The organism is Actinomycetota bacterium, assembly GCA_009923495.1.
In the GTDB taxonomy this organism is placed as follows: Bacteria; Actinomycetota; Actinomycetes; order S36-B12; family UBA5976; genus UBA5976.
This window is the reverse complement of the sequence record RFTJ01000008.1, coordinates 1-19,863: the sequence shown is the minus strand read 5'-3', so window position 1 is coordinate 19,863 and position 19,863 is coordinate 1. Positions and strand designations below refer to the sequence as shown.

Sequence of the window (19,863 nt, the reverse complement as noted above, 5' to 3'; positions counted from 1 at the left end):
GATTGAGCAACTGTGTTGAATTCCCCTTCAATCGCAAATTCATAATAGGCAGAAATTAACGAAAAAGTAATGAAAAATTTTGAAAAAATTGTAACGATTTTCGTGTAAGCGGTTTCACAAAATTTGTAAGCGGTTTCACGCTAAAAATACCGCAAAGTGAACAGGTATTGAATCAAATTTCCTAAATCATTTCATCCGGTAGCTCAGGATTTTTGAGGTAGAAATTTCTCCATTCAGCATCACTACTTCAGCTTTGTAGGCGTAAGTCGTTGCACGCTTCAATGAACTTCTTAGCGGAAAGATTCGATGCGTGTTCAAAGTTTGTGAACTCGTACCTGCTGAGTAAATTGGCGAGTTGTCACTTCCTAGGTAGGTCCATTTTCCAGCAGGTGCTTTTCGATAAAAACGCACCTGCTGATAAGCAGTGTTTGTAACTTTTGCCTGCAACTGATATTGATTGCTGTCGTATGCACTAGTTCTAATTGGATCTAACTTAATCGAAATATTTTCGGCTGTAGGTGTTGCAGATCCTGACTTAAAGATTCCCCAGCTATTTTTTGGCACCTGGACTTTCACACTAGCAACATCTGGATTCAGACTTCCTTCACCTAGCACTCTTGACCAGTTTGAATTGGTAGCGCCGACTGTAACATTTTTATCAATTGCTGAGTTGCCTGAGTTAAATACACAAAGATACTCAATGCCAGTGTCTGGATTTATTCTGCTGAAGGCTAGGATTCCCGAGCCAGTTAATCGGATTATTTGTGGGCCAGCAGTGAATGCCGAATCGCTACTGCGAAGCGCAGTTACCTCTTTGATAGTGTCCTGAATCGGATTAGTTGAATCAAAGCTGCTTCCAGAGCCGATAGGGGTGCCACCAATTCGAGCTTCGGTTTTCCACTGACTAACTTGGGTTGGGAATAGATCCTGCCGTGCCTGTTGATCACCGCCACCACCTAAGCCGAATTCGTCACCGTAATAAACGGCAGGGTTACCACGCAGGGTGAACAACAGCGCATGTGCTAGCTTTACCCGAGCCAGTTGTAAAGCTTTGTCGTTTGTTGCTCGCGTAATGAATGAACCAACGCGACCCATGTCATGATTGCCCAGAAAGGTCACTAGTTGGTTTGCATTACTAGTTGCCGTTGTATACGAGTCATCGCCATTCAAAACTGAAACAAGGCCATTTGTCGAACCAGTGTTGATGAAACTGAGTAGTTGGCTTTGCAACGGAAAGTCTAGGACTTCATTAAAGGATGCGTTTTTGACCCAATAAGAAGTTTGACTCTCATCGGCATCATAAACTTCGCCCCACATTGGAAAATTAGTTTTTCCTTGCTTCGCTGCCGCCTTGCGCATTGCCGGTAAGAATGATTTCCAGAATTTTTCGTTTACATGTTTGGCCGTATCTACTCGAAAGCCATCAACGCCAGTGTTTGTTATCCAATCCGCGAAAATCTGGGTCATCCCCTTCACTACTACAGGGGATTCGGTGAACAAATCATCTAGGCCAAAGAAGTCGCCAAACTGGCTAGACTCACCGGTAAAAGTTGTGTTTCCACGATTGTGATAGTTACGAACATCATTTAGCCAAGCCGGAGTTTTAACCCTGGAGTCTGAGTTATTAAGCAGTGGTGGGTTGGGGAATGAAGTATCGGGATTTAGTTGGCTCAGCTTGGGAAACTTTGTTGACCCAGCTAGTTTGGTTGCATCAAACTCCTTGCCATTTTTAAGTAGGTAAGGAAAGAAATCGGTATCTGAATACCCAGTACCAGCAGAAGAGTAAATCACATCACCAGTGTGGTTAACGACAATATCTAAAATTACGCCGAGGCCTTGGTCGTGAGCAGCCGAAACAAAGTCTTTAAAATCTTGCATCGTCCCGAGGTGTGAATCAACTTGATTAAAACCTGCACCCCAATAGCCGTGATATCCCGCACTGCTCTCATCTGGTGCAACGGTAACTTGGCGCACAACCGGCGTAACCCAAATTGCATTAAAGCCAAGTGATTTTATGTAAGAGATTTTGCTAGTGAGTCCGGCTAAGTCGCCACCGTGATAAAAGCCCGTTGCCAAAGGGTTGAACCCCGATTTAGTTGCGCCACCACTTAGGAAGCCACTGTCATTTGCTGGATCACCATTTGCAAACCGATCTAGCATCACGAAATAGATCATTGGATTCTTGACCATTTGAAATGGCTGGGATTCGGCGCGCACCGAAATTTGACTAAACAGTGTGCCGAACAGCAGAAAGGCCAAAGTCATGAAGGTCAATCGGGTTCTCTTCATGACAATCGCCAAATTCCCCCACCTGCAGAGTCGATGTTAACCGTGACAGTCTTCCCTGAATGCTTAGCACTAAAACCAAATAGTGCTTCAACTTGAGTAAAGCTCCATGTTGGAAGTGTGATTTCAACTTCACCTGCTGGCTCACGCGCGATAACTGCGAAAATTCGCTCCTCTTTTATTTCGCGCAGGTACGCCAACACATCGTCAGTTGCAAAAATAATCCGCAACCCGCCATAGGCGAGCGCTTCACTACTGGTACGCAATCTATTTAGCAATCTGTAGGAATCGAGTAGGTCGATGTCCCATTTGTCCTGCAAATGCCATGGGTGGGTTGTGCGCGAATCCTCGCCCCAGAGTCCTTGTGCCCCTAATTCGTCGCCCGCAAAGATCATTGGCGTGCCTGGAAAGGTGGTCATTAATGTGGCAGCAGCAATTTGTCGACCCCGGGAACCAACAATTGACCGAACTCTCGGCGAATCATGGCTACTCAATAAATTCCAACTTGAGCAGTAGCTGCGCCACGGCATTCGTGAAGAATACTGGCGAATAACTTTCAACATTTCTTCTGCAGAAACCTGTGGAATTATGCCCTGGGGTACCTTGGCGTAATCTAACTCTTCGATGTTGGTCATTGAGTCAGCAACGAGCCACATCAATGCAGGATTACGAAATGCAGTGTAATTCATGTTTCCGTACCAGCCATCGCCATCAAGATCAGGCCCTGAATCATGGTTGTGCTCGCCAATCAAAATCTTGTCTGGGCCTTCGAGTGACACTGCTTCGCGAGTCAATCGGGCAACTTCCTTGGTCATGTCTAATGTGCCAAGGCGTCCAGACATGTTTGCCACATCAACCCGCCAACCATCTAGGTTGTAAGGGGCCCGCAACCACTTGCGGATGACGCTGTCAGTTCCAGTAATTAATCGTTCACGCAGAGCTTCCGACTCATAGTTGATCCCAGTTTCTCGCTACTGCCCAGGCCGGAACTTCATATTCTCGTCCTGAACTGGCAAAGCGATCTGGAAATATTTGATAAATAGTCGAACGCCGTGCCCAATCAGCAATTTGCTTATGCGGCGTAATTACAAAATCAGCGGCATCATTAACGTCATGATCAACCCAGCCAAGTTGAGTGAGCCAGCCATAGCCAACATTGCCGCCGCTAATCAGCCAGCGATAATTCGTGCGTGGGTTATGCACCAGGCACTCGGCCTCATACCAATTATCAGAATCGCCCGGGAAAGGTGATGATACTTGCTTAGCAAGATTCGCTACCGGCTCGCCATCTCGCACCTGCCGCAATGCAACCACTGTTGGCGTTAATTCACTGGGAATACGAAGGTACAGCTTTACCGTCTCGCCCAGCTTCGGGTGGGAGTTACTTAAATAAAGGTCAGATCCATCGTGATGAATCAAGTCGGTATTACGCACAGTGAATTACCTCGTTGAGTGTAGGTAGGAGTTACCCTACCTACACTACTTGGCAGTGACCTTGAGGGCTGCCTTGCTCTTGACTACCCCACCATCGGTTGTGACAGTGAAAATACCCTTAGCTGTCACCGCTGCCCGCTTTGGCAGGGTGAAAGTAAACTTGGTTGAGGATGCACCAGGTCGTAACTTCACAGTCACATTACCAACTTTCACGACAGCGCCAATTAGATTGCGACCGATTACGGTTACAGTTCCAACGCCACGCTTCTTAGAGGCGCTCTGGGTGAATGACTTGATTATTGGGGCTGGAGTTGAAATGGACACCTGCCTGGTAACTACGCCACCTGGAGTCGTAATAACCAGAGTTGTGCGTCCTGGGCCAAGCTGCGGAACGGTAATCTTGAGCTGAGTATCTGTGGAACTTGCAGAAACCGTTGCCAGCACTCCTCTGACCCGAACTTTAGCCCAAGTAAATCCTGAACCACGCATTGTCAATGTGCTACCCGGCTTTAACGAAGTGTCGCTCATCCAGGTAACAACGGGTGGCGAAACGATTTCATAAACATCATCGGAAGTCGCTACGCCACCGGCAGCTGTCAAAGTGATGGTTCCGGAAGTGGCACCAACTGGTACGACCACAACAACTTGTGAGTCTGTCATCTTTGTAAGTGGATCGGTTAGATCGGCTAGGACTGGTGAGCTGTCTTCGTCGCCATCGAATGAGACGGAGACTAAGCCGCCTAGATTTGAACCGCTAATTGATAGAACTGAGCCTTCTTTGCCCATCAAAGAACTCAAGGAGAGAATTTCAGGCGCTGAAGCCAAACTAAAGACATCAGCGGAAACCGCTGAGCCACCGCTGGTAGTGACTGAGACATTTCCGGTTGCGGCTCCCTCTGGAACAACAACAGAAATGCTCGATCCATCTTCAGCTACTACGGTGTTGAAGTCGGTTAAATCAGCTTCGATTCCATTAAAAGTGACCGACAGGACACTATCAAGATTGGTTCCGTAGATGGTGATGACATCACCAGGAATTCCACTAGTTGAGCTGAGTGAATCAATGGTAGGTGCTGGCAGAACTTCATAGGTGTCTTCGCTTGTCGCGATACCACTGAAAGTCGTTACAGTAATCGTTCCGGTACTTGACCCAGCCGGAACAGTCACCGTGACCGATGAGCCATCTGGATTAGCAACATAATTGGAATCAGTTAAATCTGCAGTAACTGAACCAGATACCCCATCGCCATCAAATGTCACTGATGAGATTTCAGTTAAGTGAGCACCATAAATTGTGACAACATCTCCTGCTTTGCCGCTTTGATCACTAAATCCGTCAATTGAAGGTGGGTCGGCAACGATGCCGACACTGGTTGAGGCAGTCTTTTGGTTGTCCCAACTAATTAGAATTTCGGCTGAACCTACCGGCAATCCTTCTGGAACCAAGATGAGGATTGAGTGTCCGTCACAATTGTTAAAGTCTGGATCAAATGTTCCATTTGGATTGAAGGCGAAGCCGCCACAATCAATCACGGTTGTCTCTTGGCCACCTACTGTTACCACTGGGTTATTGCCAAAGTTTGTGCCCAGAATGGTAATTACATCTCCCGCTTGCACGGTCTGTGGCAGAACAAGTGATACGACTGGGTCAACGCCCGGACTGTCTGTTGGTGTTGGTGTATCTGTTGGTGTCGGTGTATCTGTTGGTGTCGGATTTACGCCTTCAGTTACCGAAAACGCAGTCGTGACTGAACCAGCGAGATTAGCAATATCCAAAATATACTCACCTGGAGCTAAGCCAGCTGGCACCTCAAAAGTAATTGATGTTGTTGTTGCCGACAGCACATTTGCCGGCAAGTTGCCCAGCAAGACAATTGCACTTGAGCCTGTTTGTGGGATGAAGTATTTTCCGGTTACGGTAATTGCGTCACCGGGAGCACCAGAAATTGGACTGACTTCACTGATAATCGGGCTAGGTGAATCAAGCGCTGTTAGAAAGCCACTTGCGCTACCGCCCTCTGTATTAACAACAACTGTTGTCTCGCCCGAGGTGACTCCATAAGGCATTATGGCAGTAACAATTGAAGCGGTTGCCTGCAGGACTGCTGCTGACACCCCACCTATCGTTACTGTGGCACCTAAAAGATGTGAGCCAGTAATTGTTAAAACGTCACCTTCAATGGCACTTGCTGGATCGACTAAGTCTATAACTGGAGCTGCAACATTCAGAAAAGTTAACGGCGGGCTGGTGGCTGTACCTCCTGGTGTGCTAACCGTAACCACGCCAGAAATTGACTCAGGAACAATAACCGTAATTGAGGTGTCTGTGATGATGACTCCGACTCCAGTTAGATCAGCTTCTACACCCGAGAAATTGACACTGGAAGTAGTTGACAAGTTTGTTCCAACAATTTTCACAACGTCACCCGCGGTTACCTCAGTGATTGGGTTGTCTTGCAAATCAGTAACCGAAGAAACTGTTGGCGCAGCAGGAAGAACTGTGTATCCCGCAACTGTTGAGCCCGAAGCTGTCGTAACACGAATTAAGTAAGCACCGGTAGCAAGATCGGCAGGCAGAGTGAAGGTAATCACAGTGTCACCAGAAACTGCCTCAAGAGGTGTTTCAATGCCATCAATAGAAACAACGCCATCCAAAAGGCCGCTACCGTTAATTACTACTACATCCCCAGCATGAGCTGATTCGGGGCTAAAGGAATCGATGGTCGGGCCACTTGGGTTTGTACTGTCAACAATTGTTAGCGCTGCAGAATTTGAGGTTCCTGAGTCCGTTGTGACAGTGACAGAAACATCTCCTGCCGCAAGGCCACCGGGGACAATGAATGACACTGCACTAGTCGAGCTTGCGTTCACGTTAGCTGCGAAACCGCCAACAGTAACGGTTGGCGAGTTTGGGTCTACCTGAAGATCAGTTCCAAAAATTGTGACTTCATCGCCAGCAGAAGCCGATGTAACGCTAAGCGATGTGATTGCTGGTGCTGTTGGAGTTGTTGTATCAGTTGGCGTCGGTGTTGGCGTAGGAGTGCCACTAATGTTGCCAGGATCTGTTGCAAAAGCAGCGTTTCCAGTTGTGTCACCCGAGACTAGCCAAGCACTGGTAGTTCCGCTGGTATCCACTGAAAGATACCGGTGGCCATCAACATTTCCGCCGTCTTTGACCCACGTGACGCCATCGGCAGCAAGTGAGTACACAATCATGTTTAATGTTTTCGTTTGCCCAGCGTAGTAAGGCAACGTAGTTTCAATGAATGCGCCAAATTGATCCGAACCAACTGTGTAACCGGCTGGGCTTGTGGCATCAAAGTCATAGGTTTTAGGACTCACCCAAAAAGTGGATGGCATAACTTTACTTTCGCTGCCAAGGTAAAGTTTCCAGCCGCTGTAATTGCCGTCAGTACGGTTGTAATGAATTTTTAAAGTTTGAGTTGCCGATGGGCTTGGCGAGAGGGAATCAGAAGTATAAATCGTTGTGTCGGCTGTGGCTGATGAACCCGAACGTAGCCAGACTTCAGAAGTTAAACCTTGCACGTTGAAAAAACGATCGGTATTACTTGCCAAATCGCGACCACAATTGTTTGTCCATGAGTTTGTAGAGCACTCAATTACACCAAAGCGGTCGATGTTAGCAGCGCCAGTTAAGGTAAAGGTTGAAACGGCGCCGTAGGAATCAATACCTGCGTTGTTGACTGGGACCCAAGCCGAACCTGAACCTACTGGTATGACGCCAGTGCCGCCGAAAGTTCCAGAAGCATTCGTGCCGGTGTACCAAACCCAGGCATAGCGTCCCGTGAAGTCACCAGCTTGGCGTGCATAGTGCATGGTCACAGTCAAGTCCCCACTTTGTGCAGCACTTGCTGGCACGGTCGAAGACAAAGAACCGATGGCCAGAATTGTTACAAGTAATTTAGTCGAAAACTTGATGAACTTGGACACTGAAAATATCCCCTTCTGATGAGATAACTCAATTAGCAATCGAATGAAGATTCTTTCGCTAAATCGTGCATCGCCTATTGCTAAAGACTATCCCCAGAATTTGCCCTAAATCAACGAAAAATTTTCTATTTTCCGTCACGATTTCGTTACAGACAAGCCGACAACGACTAATAAGCCACTTTCTAGACCTGAGACTGCCTTCGGCGATTAACCTTTAACCGAACCAGAGGTTAGGCCGCCTACGATATAGCGCTGCAAGAACTGGAAGAGCACGACCATCGGGATACTCGCTAACAGCGAGCCGGCAGCGAAAACACCCCAGTTCGACGATCGAGGATCTCCGACTAGGGTATGCAACCCCGTTGCTAATGTGTTACGAGTGTCATCACTACCAGTCAAAGTTAAAAATGTTTGAACGAGCAAAAAGTCGTTTATTAAGCCTATGAACGAGAGTAATCCGACCACTGCCAAAATTGGTGCTGAAAGTGGCAAAATTATTTTGAAAAATATCTGGGTGATTGTTGCACCATCCAGCAGAGCTGCTTCATCGAGTTCTGTTGAAATAGTGTCAAAGTAACCCTTAATCAGATATGCATTGAATCCCATTGAGCCACCTAAATAAACAAGTAGCAAGCCGGCATAGGTATTCTGATCAACTGCTGGCCAAATTGCGCCGATACGTTGTGCGATGGTGATTAATGCAACCAGACCTAAAGCCTGCGGAAACATCTGGATAATCAACAAACCGCTAATTGTTGCTTTTCTACCCTTAAAGCGCAGGCGGCTGAATGCGAATGCAGCGTAAGTAGCAATTACTACCTGCAAGAATGCGGCAGTAAATGAAAGCAAAAGCGAATTTCGGTACCAAGACCAAAACGGTGGATGCGATGCCGGAAGCGAAGGGTCACTATTTGGATCGTTGAAATCAATGAACAAGTGGCGGAAATTATCTAAGCCAAACTGCTTAGGCAATAGGTGGGTACCATCAAGAATGCCGAGGGAATTAAAAGCAGTAGACACCACGAATAAAACTGGAAAAAGTGAGAAGCAAATGGCTACTAGCCCAATAATGTAACGCCACCAAATCGTTCCTCGTTGATTCAGGCTGATAAAAGGCTTAGTAGACGATTTTTTTGCTACCAAACGAGCATTAGTTGTAGTTGCCATCACTTCCCCCTAGCTCAAATTCTCTAACGATTGAGCACGCTTAAATCCGTAAATGGAAATTGGCGCGATGAAGAAGAATATAAGTACTGAAATCGCGCAAGCCAAACCAAATTGTTGGCCAGAGCCAGAATTGAAAGCCATTTTCCAGGTGTAACTGAGCAAAATGTCGGTATCGCCAGCATTGGGGTCATTGCCAGTGAACGGCCCTCCCCCGGTGAGCAGATAGATGTTCATAAAGTTGTTGAAATTGTAAGCAAGTGAACCAATCATCAAGGGGGTCAAGGCCACCATAAGTAAAGGCATTTTGATCCGAGTCAGTATCTGGCTTGGTCGAGCGCCATCAACTTCAGCAGCCTCAGATAGTTCTGCTGGAATAGCTTGTAGCGCTCCAGTGGTTATCAAGAAAAAGTAAGGGAAAGCCATCCAAAGGTTGACCAGCAAGACTGAAACCTTGGCCCAAGTTGGGTCGAGTAGCCATCTGATGTTTGTCCCGAACACTCCATTGATGAACCCGTAGTCATCATTGAGCAAGCCCGCCCAGACAGATACTGCAACAATTCCAGGAACTGCATACGGAATAATTAGTAGGGAGCGCATTGAACGACGAAACTTCATGCGTGGGTGGTTGAGTGTTAATGCGAGGAACAAGCCAATAACAAATGAGGTAACAACTGCCAAGATTGCATAGGCGATATTCCACAGCAAGATCTTCATGAATGCGGATCTAATGTCTTGATCGGAAAATATCTTGGTGAAGTTTCCAATGCCTATCCAAGTTTGCCATCCAACCCAGGACTCGTCGCGTGTCATGTCTTCGCCATTGGGGCCAACGAACGAGCCATTAGTCTCACCGTAAACGTATCCGCTAGTCGTATCTACTAGCCGATCCTTCTTCTTGTCGTAGATAACAAGCGCCGTAGCGTTATATGGATTACTCGCTCCATCCCAAACTATGAATTCATTTTTGCCATTTGGGATTGCGAACTGCTCGCCTGGCTGAGCGGTGACAAAATCGACTTGCTTTTGCAACTCAGCATCAGAGGTTCCGTAAGCGGTCCAGCCTTCGGGAGGGACAATTGAACCGTCGGCTAGCTTCTTTGGATTTTCGATGATTGAATTTCCTGAGGAAGTACCGAATGAAACTTCACCAGATAGGGCATTTATCAAGATTAGGCCGAGTTGGTCACCTTTAAATACTGCTTGCTGATCGTAATAAATACCATCTTCACTTTGTTGTAGAGAGCTGGCAACCGTCGCAGTAATTGCTTCTTCGCGTGTTCCTTCATGGCCAGTAGCATTATTTGTTCCAGCCAGAACCACATTAATAATGATTGGGATGATGACGAAAATAGCAAGTAGCGTTGTGCCGGGCGCTAGCCAGCGAGAGGCTTTTGCCTTTGGCCAGAAGTAAACAATGTTTAAACCAATGAAGACGGTAAAGAAAACTATGGTTACCAATAAATCTTTTTGGCTTAAAACTCGTGGGATGGAGCCAATTGCAAGTGCGTCTAAAATGCCCAGAACCAGAATCCGCGCGACTAATTTAAACACTTACAAACCCCTCAGAATTTTAAACACTTTTTATTAGTAGGTGTGGGTACGAGAATACCCGCACCCACACCCAAAATCTAGAAGATTTTTGCGTCGGCTCTACTTGACAGCCTTGCGAACTACCGCATCTGCTGACTTAAAGGCTGGGGCGGCTTTAGATGCTCCGGATGTTGCCTTTACCCATGCAGTTCCGACGGAGGCCCATACTGCATTCATCGCAGTCATCGCCGCCATCGGAATGCCGCCTTTCCCAGCCTGCTGAAATTCTGACGCACCTGGGCGATTAAACTGCTTCGCTGCATCGAGGTTAGCTGGCGTACGAAGCATCAGATTCGAGATGAAGAGTTGTGCATCCTTTTGGGCTAGGGCGGTTAGTACTTTCTTTGCCGCAATCGTGACTCTATGCTGATTAGCCCACTTGGTCAGCATGGCACCCTGCACACCGATAAGTGGAACTGGCTGAATTCCTTTAACAATGTTTGGCACCGGTGTGATGGCATATTCAACGCCGGAAGAACGAATCTTGCCCAGGTTCCACGGGCCTGTGATGTAGAACGGCGCATTACCGCTAGTAAAAGCAGTAAGTGCGATTTCGGCACTTACTGAGGCCTTGATGAGACCCTCTTTATACCACTTGTCGATGATTACCGAGTTCTTTATGAACTTCGAATTGGCTACACCTACATCGTTAGTTTTCCATTTCAGCGAGTTGCCGCCGAAGAAATAACCACCTAGGCCACTGAATAATGGATACATGTGATATGCGTCGCCACCGGCACCCTGCGGCACTGCGAATGGCACGAAGTTACGGTTCTTAGAATTCTTCTTTTTAAGAGCAAGGGCAACCTTCTCAAGATCTGCGAAGGTTTTTGGTGCTTTAGGAACTAACTTTGTGTTGCGGAAAAGAGCTACATTTTCAGTCTGCATTGGCACGCCATATTGACGGCCACTGATTTGAAAAGCAGCTTTCACTTTTGGGTCGAATTTTGCAGTAGGGGGCAGGATTACTGGTTGAATTTTACTATCCGCTTTTAAGGCGCCAATCCAGTCGTGGGCGCCAATGATGATGTCTGGAGCATCAACTGGGCGAACTGTTTTCAGGCTTCCTTTAACGCTATCTTGGCCAACTACCTTTATTGCACCAAGTTTGCTGGCGTTTGAGGTGGCCCACATTTTGATGATTGCAACTCGTGCGTTGTCACACCAGATGACTACCGGCTTACTTGCCGCCTGGCTGGGGCTCGCAATTAGCGAGCCAGTTATTAAGGCAACGACTATCGACGCACTGAAACTGCGTTGAAAAGTTCTTTTCATTGGCGTAATCCCCTCCATCAAAATATCCATATTGTGCTACGGCTTGGTATCGGTCAATACCACGGTTGAGTTTGCTGGCACACTAACCTGACCATTGGTGATGGTTGCCAGTGTTGAAACGCCAGCCGCTGTGTCATTGACAACAACATACCAAGTGCCAGATGGCAGGCCCATGGTTTTCGCAGTGTCGTTTGGATTGGAGCCAATCACAATACGATTCCAAGTATCACCAAGTTTGCTACCGTCGCTTGCAGTGTTCTTGTACATAAAACCAAGTGCATTACTTGCGTAACCCGGCAACCATTCGAAACGTTTGTTAATTTCAGCAACACTGTTCATTCTAAAAAGTGGGTGGGCCTTACGCAGGGCGATCAAACCACGATAGTAATCAACATTGATCTTATTGGTCGAAGCTTGATTCCACTTCAGTGAATTAGTTTTTAGTTCCCAATCAAGTTTGAGTGCAGTGGTAGTAGCTGAGTCAGGTGGTGCATAGCTATTAGCGTTTCCACCCTTGCTACGCAAGAATTCCTGTCCTGCATGCAGGAATGGCATTCCCTGCGACAGCAGCATTAGTGAAGCGGCTTGCCTACCCTGGCGTTGCAATACAGTATCAGTAACTCCAAATGTGTTAGCTGCTTTCAACTTGTCCCAAAGTGTTAAACCATCGTGGACCTCAACATAGTTAACCGACTGCCCAGGAGTAGTTGCGGTCCAGCTTCTGCTGCTGGCTTTGTCGGTGTTGAAGTTAGTTGCAGTTTGACCAAAGATGCCATTTATTACCTGGTTAATGTAATTGCTCGCTAGGCCATTCACATAGCCTGGCAGGGTATCGGTTCCAGTATCGCCTTTAAGTCCGTCACGCAATTGATCATTAAAGAAGCCGATGCCTTGCAACTCTGTGTTGCCAGCATTTGCCTGGCGGGACTGCATTGAATAAGGCAACTGAGCCTTATTTTCGTCATAACTCCAACCTTCACCGAAAACGATAATGGTCGGATCAATTTTCTTTAGTTCAGTCATCACTTGGCCCATAGTCACCTTGTCGACCAAGCTCATAATGTCGAAGCGGAAGCCGTCCATGTGATATTGCTTTGCCCAGTAAACAACTGAATCAACGATGTACTTGCGAACCATTGGTCGTTCGGATGCGACATCGTTTCCACAACCAGACTGATTGGTTAGATTGCCCGAAGCGTCTGTGCGGAAGAAGTACCCAGGCACCAAGCTTTCCTGACTGAAAGTGTTTGGATTCATGACATGGTTGTAAATAACATCCATAACCACGCGCATACCATTGTTATGGATGGCCTGGACACCTTGCTTTAATTCGGTAATTCGAGCAGCAGGGTTAGTCGCATCGCTTGAGTAAGAGCCCTCAGGAACATTCGGATTTTGTGGATCATAACCCCAGTTAAAGGTTGGATTGGTTTCATTCACTGAACCAAAGTCGTAGACCGGCAAAAGTTCCAAGTGGGTAATGCCAAGATCCTTGATTGCGCCCATGCCAGTCTTGACGATTGATGCTGAGGGACAGGTCCATGGCGTTATGGCAGCTGGCGCGCTAGGCGTTGGTGCCGGCATCGCAGTAACTATTGATGTCGCTGAGGCTGCGCCTGAAACTGCTGTACTAGCAGGTGAATCGACGGTTGAATTTGATGCCTTCACTGTGTAGAAGTAGGTAGTACCATTTACCGCAGTCGAATCCGTGTAACCGTTGACAGTTGCTGTACCAATTTGAGTTGTTGCAGTGGTTGAACTTGCGCCGCGGAAAATTTTATATCCGGTGGTGGTTGCAGTTTGGTTCCACTTCAAAAATACTTTCGCATTTCCAGCTGTTGTCGCTAAGCCAGTGGGAGCGGTGGGAGCAGTCGGCGCTGGAGAAGCCACAGAACAGTAGGTGGTGTTGAAGTTGGTCAGTGCAGAGAACTTACCTTTTTGATCAGCTGGGTATCCGCTACTTGCATCCATAGACAGGTCCCGAACATGTAGTTCGTAAACAACTGCATCGGTTGCACTGCCACTGAAAGCAGGAGCCTTATCATTAGCCCAATTTGCTGGGTCAGTTTTAGTTAGATCTAAAATGACGCCGCGCGTTCCATTAATCGTGGTTGCACGGACATATGGGTCAATCGTTTCTAGGGTACGGTCATCAACGGTCACCCCATACATATAAATCTTGCCATTTAGGTCACCGTTTACAGTAGCTACCCAGGTTCCCTGCGTGCTCTTGGTCATTGGCACAGTGCTGCTTGGTAGTGCTGACGTTGCACTGTCATAAATCTTGACGGACAGTGCGGAGGCGGTGGGCGCCCATACGCGGAATTTGGTATTTAGAGCGGAATAAGTGGCACCTAAATCGTCACCGCTGTATACAAAATTTGCATTGAACTGCGTTGAGGTCAAAATCTTGCCCGAGTAAGTCTTTTGACTGCCAAAGTCAACGTTGTTTTTGTCCTTTAAGAAGATTAGGTAGTTGGTGCCTAGTGTTACATCAGAGCCAAGATTTAGCGTCGCCACCGATCCACTAACTGTTGCCGTTGAGATCGTTGGTACACCAGTAGCGCCCGGACATGGAGAAGTAGGGGCAACGACCACGTTTGACGGCGTTGGCGTTGGCATAGCTAGCACAGTTGATGTGGAAATCGGGCGGCTAGCGACAATGGCTGAAAGAGGAGAGTCAACTGTTCCATTGGTGGCTCGAACACCGTAGTTATAGGTGGTGAGATTTACTGCAGTTGCGTCGGTGTAACCATTTGCTGTTGTCGTGCCAAGAGCCGTAGTTGGCAGCACAATTGCGGCAGCTGCTGAAGGTGTTGGCGCTGGCATCACGGCGATAGTCGAGGTAGCGACTGGCTTGCTGAGTACTGCCGTTGAATTAAGCGAATCTCCTGCCGCATTTGATGCCTTTACCGCATAGTAGTAACTCGTGTTATTAACGGCCGTGCTGTCGGTGTAGCCATTGGTACTGTCGCCGCCCAAAAGTGTTGTGACCGAAGTTGCGCTCGCGCCGCGATAAACCTTGTAACTAGTCGCGCCAGCAACATGGGTCCACTTTAAGAAAACTTTCGCATTGCCGGCAATTGCGGTCAAACCGGTTGGGGCAGCTGGCAAAGTTGATGCTGCTCGGTAGACCTTATATCCGGTTGCGCCAGCAACATGGGTCCACTTTAAGAAAACTTTCGCATTGCCGGCGGCCGCTGTTACGCCAGTTGGTGCAACTGGAGATGGTGCTGGTTCTGCAGACGTGGTGGGGACCGGACAAATTGTGAAGTTAGCTGCAGCGGTACCAGTAGCAGGCGCGCGATTTAGGTTAACAGTAATCTTTCGGAAGTCATCGATGCTTGCACTCTTAATGCCTGGGCCTAATCGAGGCACAGAAGTGTAAACATTCTTATCGCCTTGCTTCAGCCAAATTTCAGCGTTGCCTGAAACAGGATCAATGTTAGTAATGAATCGGTCAAAGCCGATGTCTGTTGCATCCCAAAGACCTTGGCGAACAATGAAACCGATCTGAGTATGAACTGGCTGCATTCCTGTGATAGTTAGTTTCAATGTTGCACTGTAGTTCCAACTATCAAGAACTTTCGTAGTCGTCGGCTGGGTAAACGCATTTCCATTTGGGGCATTAACTGCTACGTCATCGGCTCCACCTGGAGCATCTTTCCAGATCCAGACATTCCAAGGGCCTGTGGCGCCAGCCGGGGTTGCATAATCACCTGCGTCGCGGAAATAGTGGATGGTTAGGTTAACCGTTGCCGGCAGCGCCTTAGCCACACCGACATTGAAACCTAGGAGTAAAGCTGTAACTGCCAACAGCGCGATAGCCGCTTTACGACTTAATCGTGCAATACTCAGTCCTGACATCCTTGTCATCCTTCCACTTTCCTGATGATTTCCACCTTAACTTAGGGTAAATCTGATAATTCCCACAACGGAAGCCCACTAACCCAATTGTTATCAAACTGTGTCTTTTCGGAGCTTAAAACTGCTAGTTGCCGGGCCCGCCTCGGACCCGGCAACTATTTAAGTTGCTTACCTTCGGATTAAGAAGTGACTGCAATCTTTTGCGAACTAGTTGATGACTGCCAAGCGCCACCAGATGTGTTGATGTTGACCGAGGCAGCCGTGGAGACAGTGGCAGTTGGCGGGATGGTGAAGGTTAACGAGGTGCCTGCACCATTGATGTTAACCGCCGAACTAGCTACGGTCACACTTCCAACCTTGATTGTGGCATTGGCTAGGAAGGAACCAGTGATGGTTACCGTGCCTACTCCACGCTTAGTTCCGGATTGGCTAACTGCGGTCACCGTAGGCGCTTGCACCTTAACCATGATCGACTTGGTGCTATCTGAACCTCCAGCTGTGGTAACTACCACCGTCTGACTTCCTAGCGGAGCATTGGCAGGAACCGTTACGGTAATACCTGTTGCCGTAGCTCCAGCCGACACGGTGGCTGTTGCACCGCCGATGGTTACCGTTGAGTTCAGTAAGTTAGTTCCGTTTATTCGCACAGTCAGGCCGCGATTCTGCGTAGTAGCCCCAAGCGAAGAAACGGTAGGAGCCAGCGGAATCACAGTCAAGCCCGTCGTCACAGTTCCACCCAAAGTGGTGACACTTATTGATGAACTTCCGCCAGGAACAGCTAGTGGAACAGTAACTACTAACTGGCTTGCCGTTGCACCCGCTTTCACAGTCGCTGTCAATCCCCCAATCTTTACCGAGATCGCTGAAGGCGATGGGCTAGCCGTTGGATTTAGTAGTCGAGATCCATTGATTGTGATTTCAGTTCCCACTACTGCCGAGCTACTACTCAAGCTTGTGACTGCTGGAGCGCCAACTACCGTGAATGGTGCACTGGCAGTTCCGCCAAGTGCATTAACCGAAACTGTGCTATCTCCCATTGCGCTGCTAATTGCTGCTCCAGCCGGAACCAGGATTCGAGCCGAAGTTGCAGTTGCCACGAATGATGGTGCTGGCGATGCCGTAACTCCGCCAATTTGGAATGTTGCACTGAGCAAGTTGGTTCCGGTGACTGAGATTACGGTTCCAGCCTTTCCAACATTAGGTGAGATCGTAGTCAATGTTGGTGGCTGGTAAACCGTAAATGAAGCAGATGTAGCAGATCCACCACGAGCTGTCAGCGTAATCGTTCCCGTGATAGCACCGGTTGGCACCTTGACGGTTACGGCGGTATCCGTGATAACGGTGGCCGGATCACTTAGATTGGCTGACTTGCTGGAATTGAACTTAACCGAGGTAGTTCCGGTGAAATCTTTTCCATTAATGGTCACTAACGAGCCGAGTGCACCAGCACTCACCGATAGCGAATTAATCACAGGCTTGTCATAGCCAACGGTGAATGCCACCGCCGCTGACGGTACACCGTACTGGGAAGTCACAACCAAGGTTGTAGACGCACCTGGCGTTACCCCATTGGGCACGATAACTGTCATTCCCGAATCTTTTGGCGCGGGGCTGGCAGCAATCTGCGCAGAGACTCCACCGATTGTCACCGATCCATTTAAGAACCCACTGCCGGCCAACTCTACTCTCTGGCCTCGAGCAGCTCCAGTTGCAGTCTTGCCCGCTACCTTCATTGACGAGATTTTCGGCGCTGGATAAATCGTAAGGATGTCCGCACTCAATACTGAGCCAACAGGCGTATAGATTCTGACGCGGCCAGTTTGCGCACCTGCAGGGACACGAACTGTGATTGCTGTTGTCATTAACGCAACATCGGTTCCAGTAAGGGCGGCGTCAACGCCAACTGTTGCGTTAACAAGTCCACCTACTGAGAATCGAACTCTTGTTGGGTTATCTAGCCAGTTACCGTAAATGGTGATTAGTTCACCAGGTCGGACTGCTGAAGCACCAAAACCAGTGATTACCGGCAAGTGCTCGATGACATCGATGTACATTGTGTTTGACGCGCCACCCATCGGAGTTGTTGCAACAACTGCTTGATCGGTGCCAAGCGCGGCATCCACTGGAAGCATAACGCGAACGACTGTGTCGCCACCCTTGACTGTTGACACAGGGACATCGCCTACCGTGAAGGAAGCATTGGCAAGGTTTGTACCATAAATGTCAAACGTGCGACCGCGGTTTGTAACGTATGGTGCAGTCGTGCCCATCCATGACGCGAAGCCAGTGATGGTCGGTGCATCAGCAACCGTGAAATCGAGTCCTGAGGAACTACCTGTAGCTGTAGTTGCCACTACAGTTACTGCGCCAGAAGCTACGCCAGATGGAACAGTAAAGGTAATGCTTGTGTAATTGACTGAAGTTGTCGTCGCCGTTACTCCACCAACCTTGATACTTCCACCGGTTAAGTAATTTCCATTAGCAGTAATCGATGCGCCACGAATTCCGTAATCAACGCTTAAGTTAGACAACTGAGGTGGCGGAGTGACCATGGTATAGCCATTGCTGTAGGCGACACTTGAATCAGCACGACCTGACTGTGCCGCAGTGGCACTGAACACAATGCTCTTGCCAATTTCGGCAGTAGTCAAAGTGATGCTAAAGACGCCATCGCCTTCATACTCAGTTGCCTGAGCTTCTCCACCATCAACGGTTGCGGTAACAGCCCCATAGGTCTGATCGCCACCAAGATTTACTTTGGCGCTAATCGTCAGTTCGTTTTGAGTAATAGCACCAAATGTCGGGGCTGCTGCGACAAGCACCGTATAAGCGTCAGTCGAAACTGCAGCTGAATCAGCAATTCCGGTTCCTGAGGCAACTGCCGTGAATACCACGTTCTTGCCGATGGCAGAACGAGCTACCGTTACCGAGTAGGTGCCATCAGAACTCGAAACGGTTGCTGCCGAACCATCAACAGTTGCAGTTACGCTGCCAATTGATTGCCCGAGACTTACTTCGACCGTGACACTTACCGTTAAGCCACTCTGGGTTACGGTGCCTAGCGTTGGCGTATCGGCAACACCGAAGGTTAGGGAATCGCTGCTGGTTACTTCGGACTCGGCTTTGCCACTTTGCGTTGCAGTTGCTGAGAAAGTAACCGACTTACCCTTGTCACTTCTGCTTAAGGTTATTGCAATCCGACCATCTTCGTCTGGTGTGACTGAAACTGGACTTGCCGAACCAATCTGAGCCAAAATTGTACCCAGTGATGTGCCCGAAGCTAGAGTAACTTCGGCTTCGACATCAAGGCCAGACTGAGACAAGCTAATTGCACTCGGTGCCGCTGCCGCAGTGACGGTGAAGGCACTACTTGAAACAACATCTGATTCCATGAAACCTTCTGCAATAGCAGTTGCACTGAAGACCACTGAACTTCCGATATCACTTCGGGACAAAGTTACCGAATATGTATCACCTGAAACACTGTAAGTCACTCGATGTTGGGGTGAACTTGACGCTGTAATCGGCTGAGCCTGGAGTTGGAACTGCTGTTGGAGTAGCCCAAGCAAATGTTCCAGCAACCGAGTTGCCGCCAAATGTAGCACTTCCACCAGTTAGTGAAGATGCACTCAAAGCAGCTGGGTTGCGAATTTCACTAGCTGTTGGCCAAGTCACATCTGGCGTTGCCGCTGCAATTGCGAATGTGTCTGATCCAGAGCCAGCATAATTCGCATCGTTCACTGTGACGCTTACTGAGTAGTTGCCTGCATTTGTCGGAACAGTGGTTGAACCGTTGTAGGTAACTGTGACGCTTAGCCCACTTGGCGTGGTATCTACCGTGACTCCTTGTGCCGAACCGGTGTAGTCGGTACTTGTTCCAGTTATCGAGACCGAGGCATTCGCCTTGTTGGTTACAACTGTTACTGATCTATTGACCGAGTTGTAGTTGTCTCCATCAGTTGGCGTAAATACGGCAGTCTGCGAAGCGCTTCCGGCACTTGGCGCAATCGTTGAATCCAGCCATGCCCATGAACCGGCAACACTAACTGAGCCGGTGCCCAGAGTTGAATCTGCCAGAGTCTGACCGTAAGTGATGACCGATGCAGTTGGCAATGTGGTCACAGTTGGATTGGCCTTGTTTACCGTAACGCTTACCCCAAATGTGACCGTGCTGTACGTCGTGGTATCAGATGGGGTAAAGACCACACTCTGATTTTCCGTGCCGGTTGCTGGCGCTGCGCTTGGGGTTGCATAAGCAAATGAACCAGCGACTGAAGCACTGCCACCCGAAAG

10 protein-coding genes are annotated in these 19,863 nt (G+C 48.4%); all 10 read right to left on the bottom strand.

Going from position 1 to position 19,863, the window contains the following annotated elements; all coding sequences use genetic code 11:
- Nucleotides 1–186: 186 nt before the first annotated feature.
- The gene (locus EBS36_04270) at nt 187–2,289 is read right to left on the bottom strand and encodes a hypothetical protein (GenBank protein NBU32367.1); all 2,103 of its coding nucleotides are present in this window, start codon (nt 2,287–2,289) and stop codon (nt 187–189) included.
- Nucleotides 2,286–3,245, bottom strand: a complete 960-nt coding sequence (locus EBS36_04265) for a hypothetical protein (protein NBU32366.1) — start codon at nt 3,243–3,245, stop codon at nt 2,286–2,288. The genes EBS36_04270 and EBS36_04265 overlap by 4 nt, the downstream gene beginning before the upstream one ends.
- The gene (locus EBS36_04260; GenBank protein NBU32365.1) at nt 3,235–3,720 is read right to left on the bottom strand and encodes a hypothetical protein; all 486 of its coding nucleotides are present in this window, start codon (nt 3,718–3,720) and stop codon (nt 3,235–3,237) included. Before EBS36_04260 ends, EBS36_04265 begins: the two co-directional genes overlap by 11 nt.
- Nucleotides 3,721–3,765: 45 nt before the next feature.
- Nucleotides 3,766–7,671, bottom strand: a complete 3,906-nt coding sequence (locus tag EBS36_04255; GenBank protein ID NBU32364.1) for a hypothetical protein — start codon at nt 7,669–7,671, stop codon at nt 3,766–3,768.
- Nucleotides 7,672–7,878: 207 nt separating this feature from the next.
- Complete coding sequence (locus EBS36_04250; GenBank protein ID NBU32363.1) at nt 7,879–8,838, bottom strand: sugar ABC transporter permease; 960 nt, start codon at nt 8,836–8,838, stop codon at nt 7,879–7,881.
- A 9-nt stretch (nt 8,839–8,847) separates the two neighbouring features.
- On the bottom strand, nt 8,848–10,389 hold the full coding sequence (locus EBS36_04245; protein NBU32362.1) for an ABC transporter permease subunit: 1,542 nt from the start codon (nt 10,387–10,389) through the stop codon (nt 8,848–8,850).
- A gap of 99 nt (nt 10,390–10,488) precedes the next feature.
- Nucleotides 10,489–11,733, bottom strand: coding sequence for an extracellular solute-binding protein (locus tag EBS36_04240; GenBank protein ID NBU32361.1), 1,245 nt, complete (start codon nt 11,731–11,733; stop codon nt 10,489–10,491).
- 6 nt (nt 11,734–11,739) lie between these two features.
- Entirely contained in the window at nt 11,740–15,579 is a 3,840-nt protein-coding gene (locus EBS36_04235; protein NBU32360.1) for a hypothetical protein, read from the bottom strand.
- Nucleotides 15,580–15,749: 170 nt separating this feature from the next.
- Nucleotides 15,750–19,064 (bottom strand): hypothetical protein, encoded by a 3,315-nt coding sequence (locus EBS36_04230; protein NBU32359.1) that lies wholly within the window; start codon nt 19,062–19,064, stop codon nt 15,750–15,752.
- On the bottom strand, nt 19,042–19,863 hold an 822-nt coding region (locus EBS36_04225), incomplete at its 5' end, for a hypothetical protein (GenBank protein ID NBU32358.1). The genes EBS36_04230 and EBS36_04225, both read right to left, overlap by 23 nt.

Excerpts from the sequence above, each read along its gene's own strand:
- EBS36_04270 (NBU32367.1), bottom strand. The coding sequence starts at position 2,289 with ATGAAGAGAACCCGATTGACCTTCATGACTTTGGCCTTTCTGCTGTTC.
- EBS36_04235 (NBU32360.1), bottom strand. The coding sequence starts at position 15,579 with ATGACAAGGATGTCAGGACTGAGTATTGCACGATTAAGTCGTAAAGCG.
- EBS36_04250 (NBU32363.1), bottom strand. The coding sequence starts at position 8,838 with ATGGCAACTACAACTAATGCTCGTTTGGTAGCAAAAAAATCGTCTACT.
- EBS36_04240 (NBU32361.1), bottom strand. The coding sequence starts at position 11,733 with ATGGATATTTTGATGGAGGGGATTACGCCAATGAAAAGAACTTTTCAA.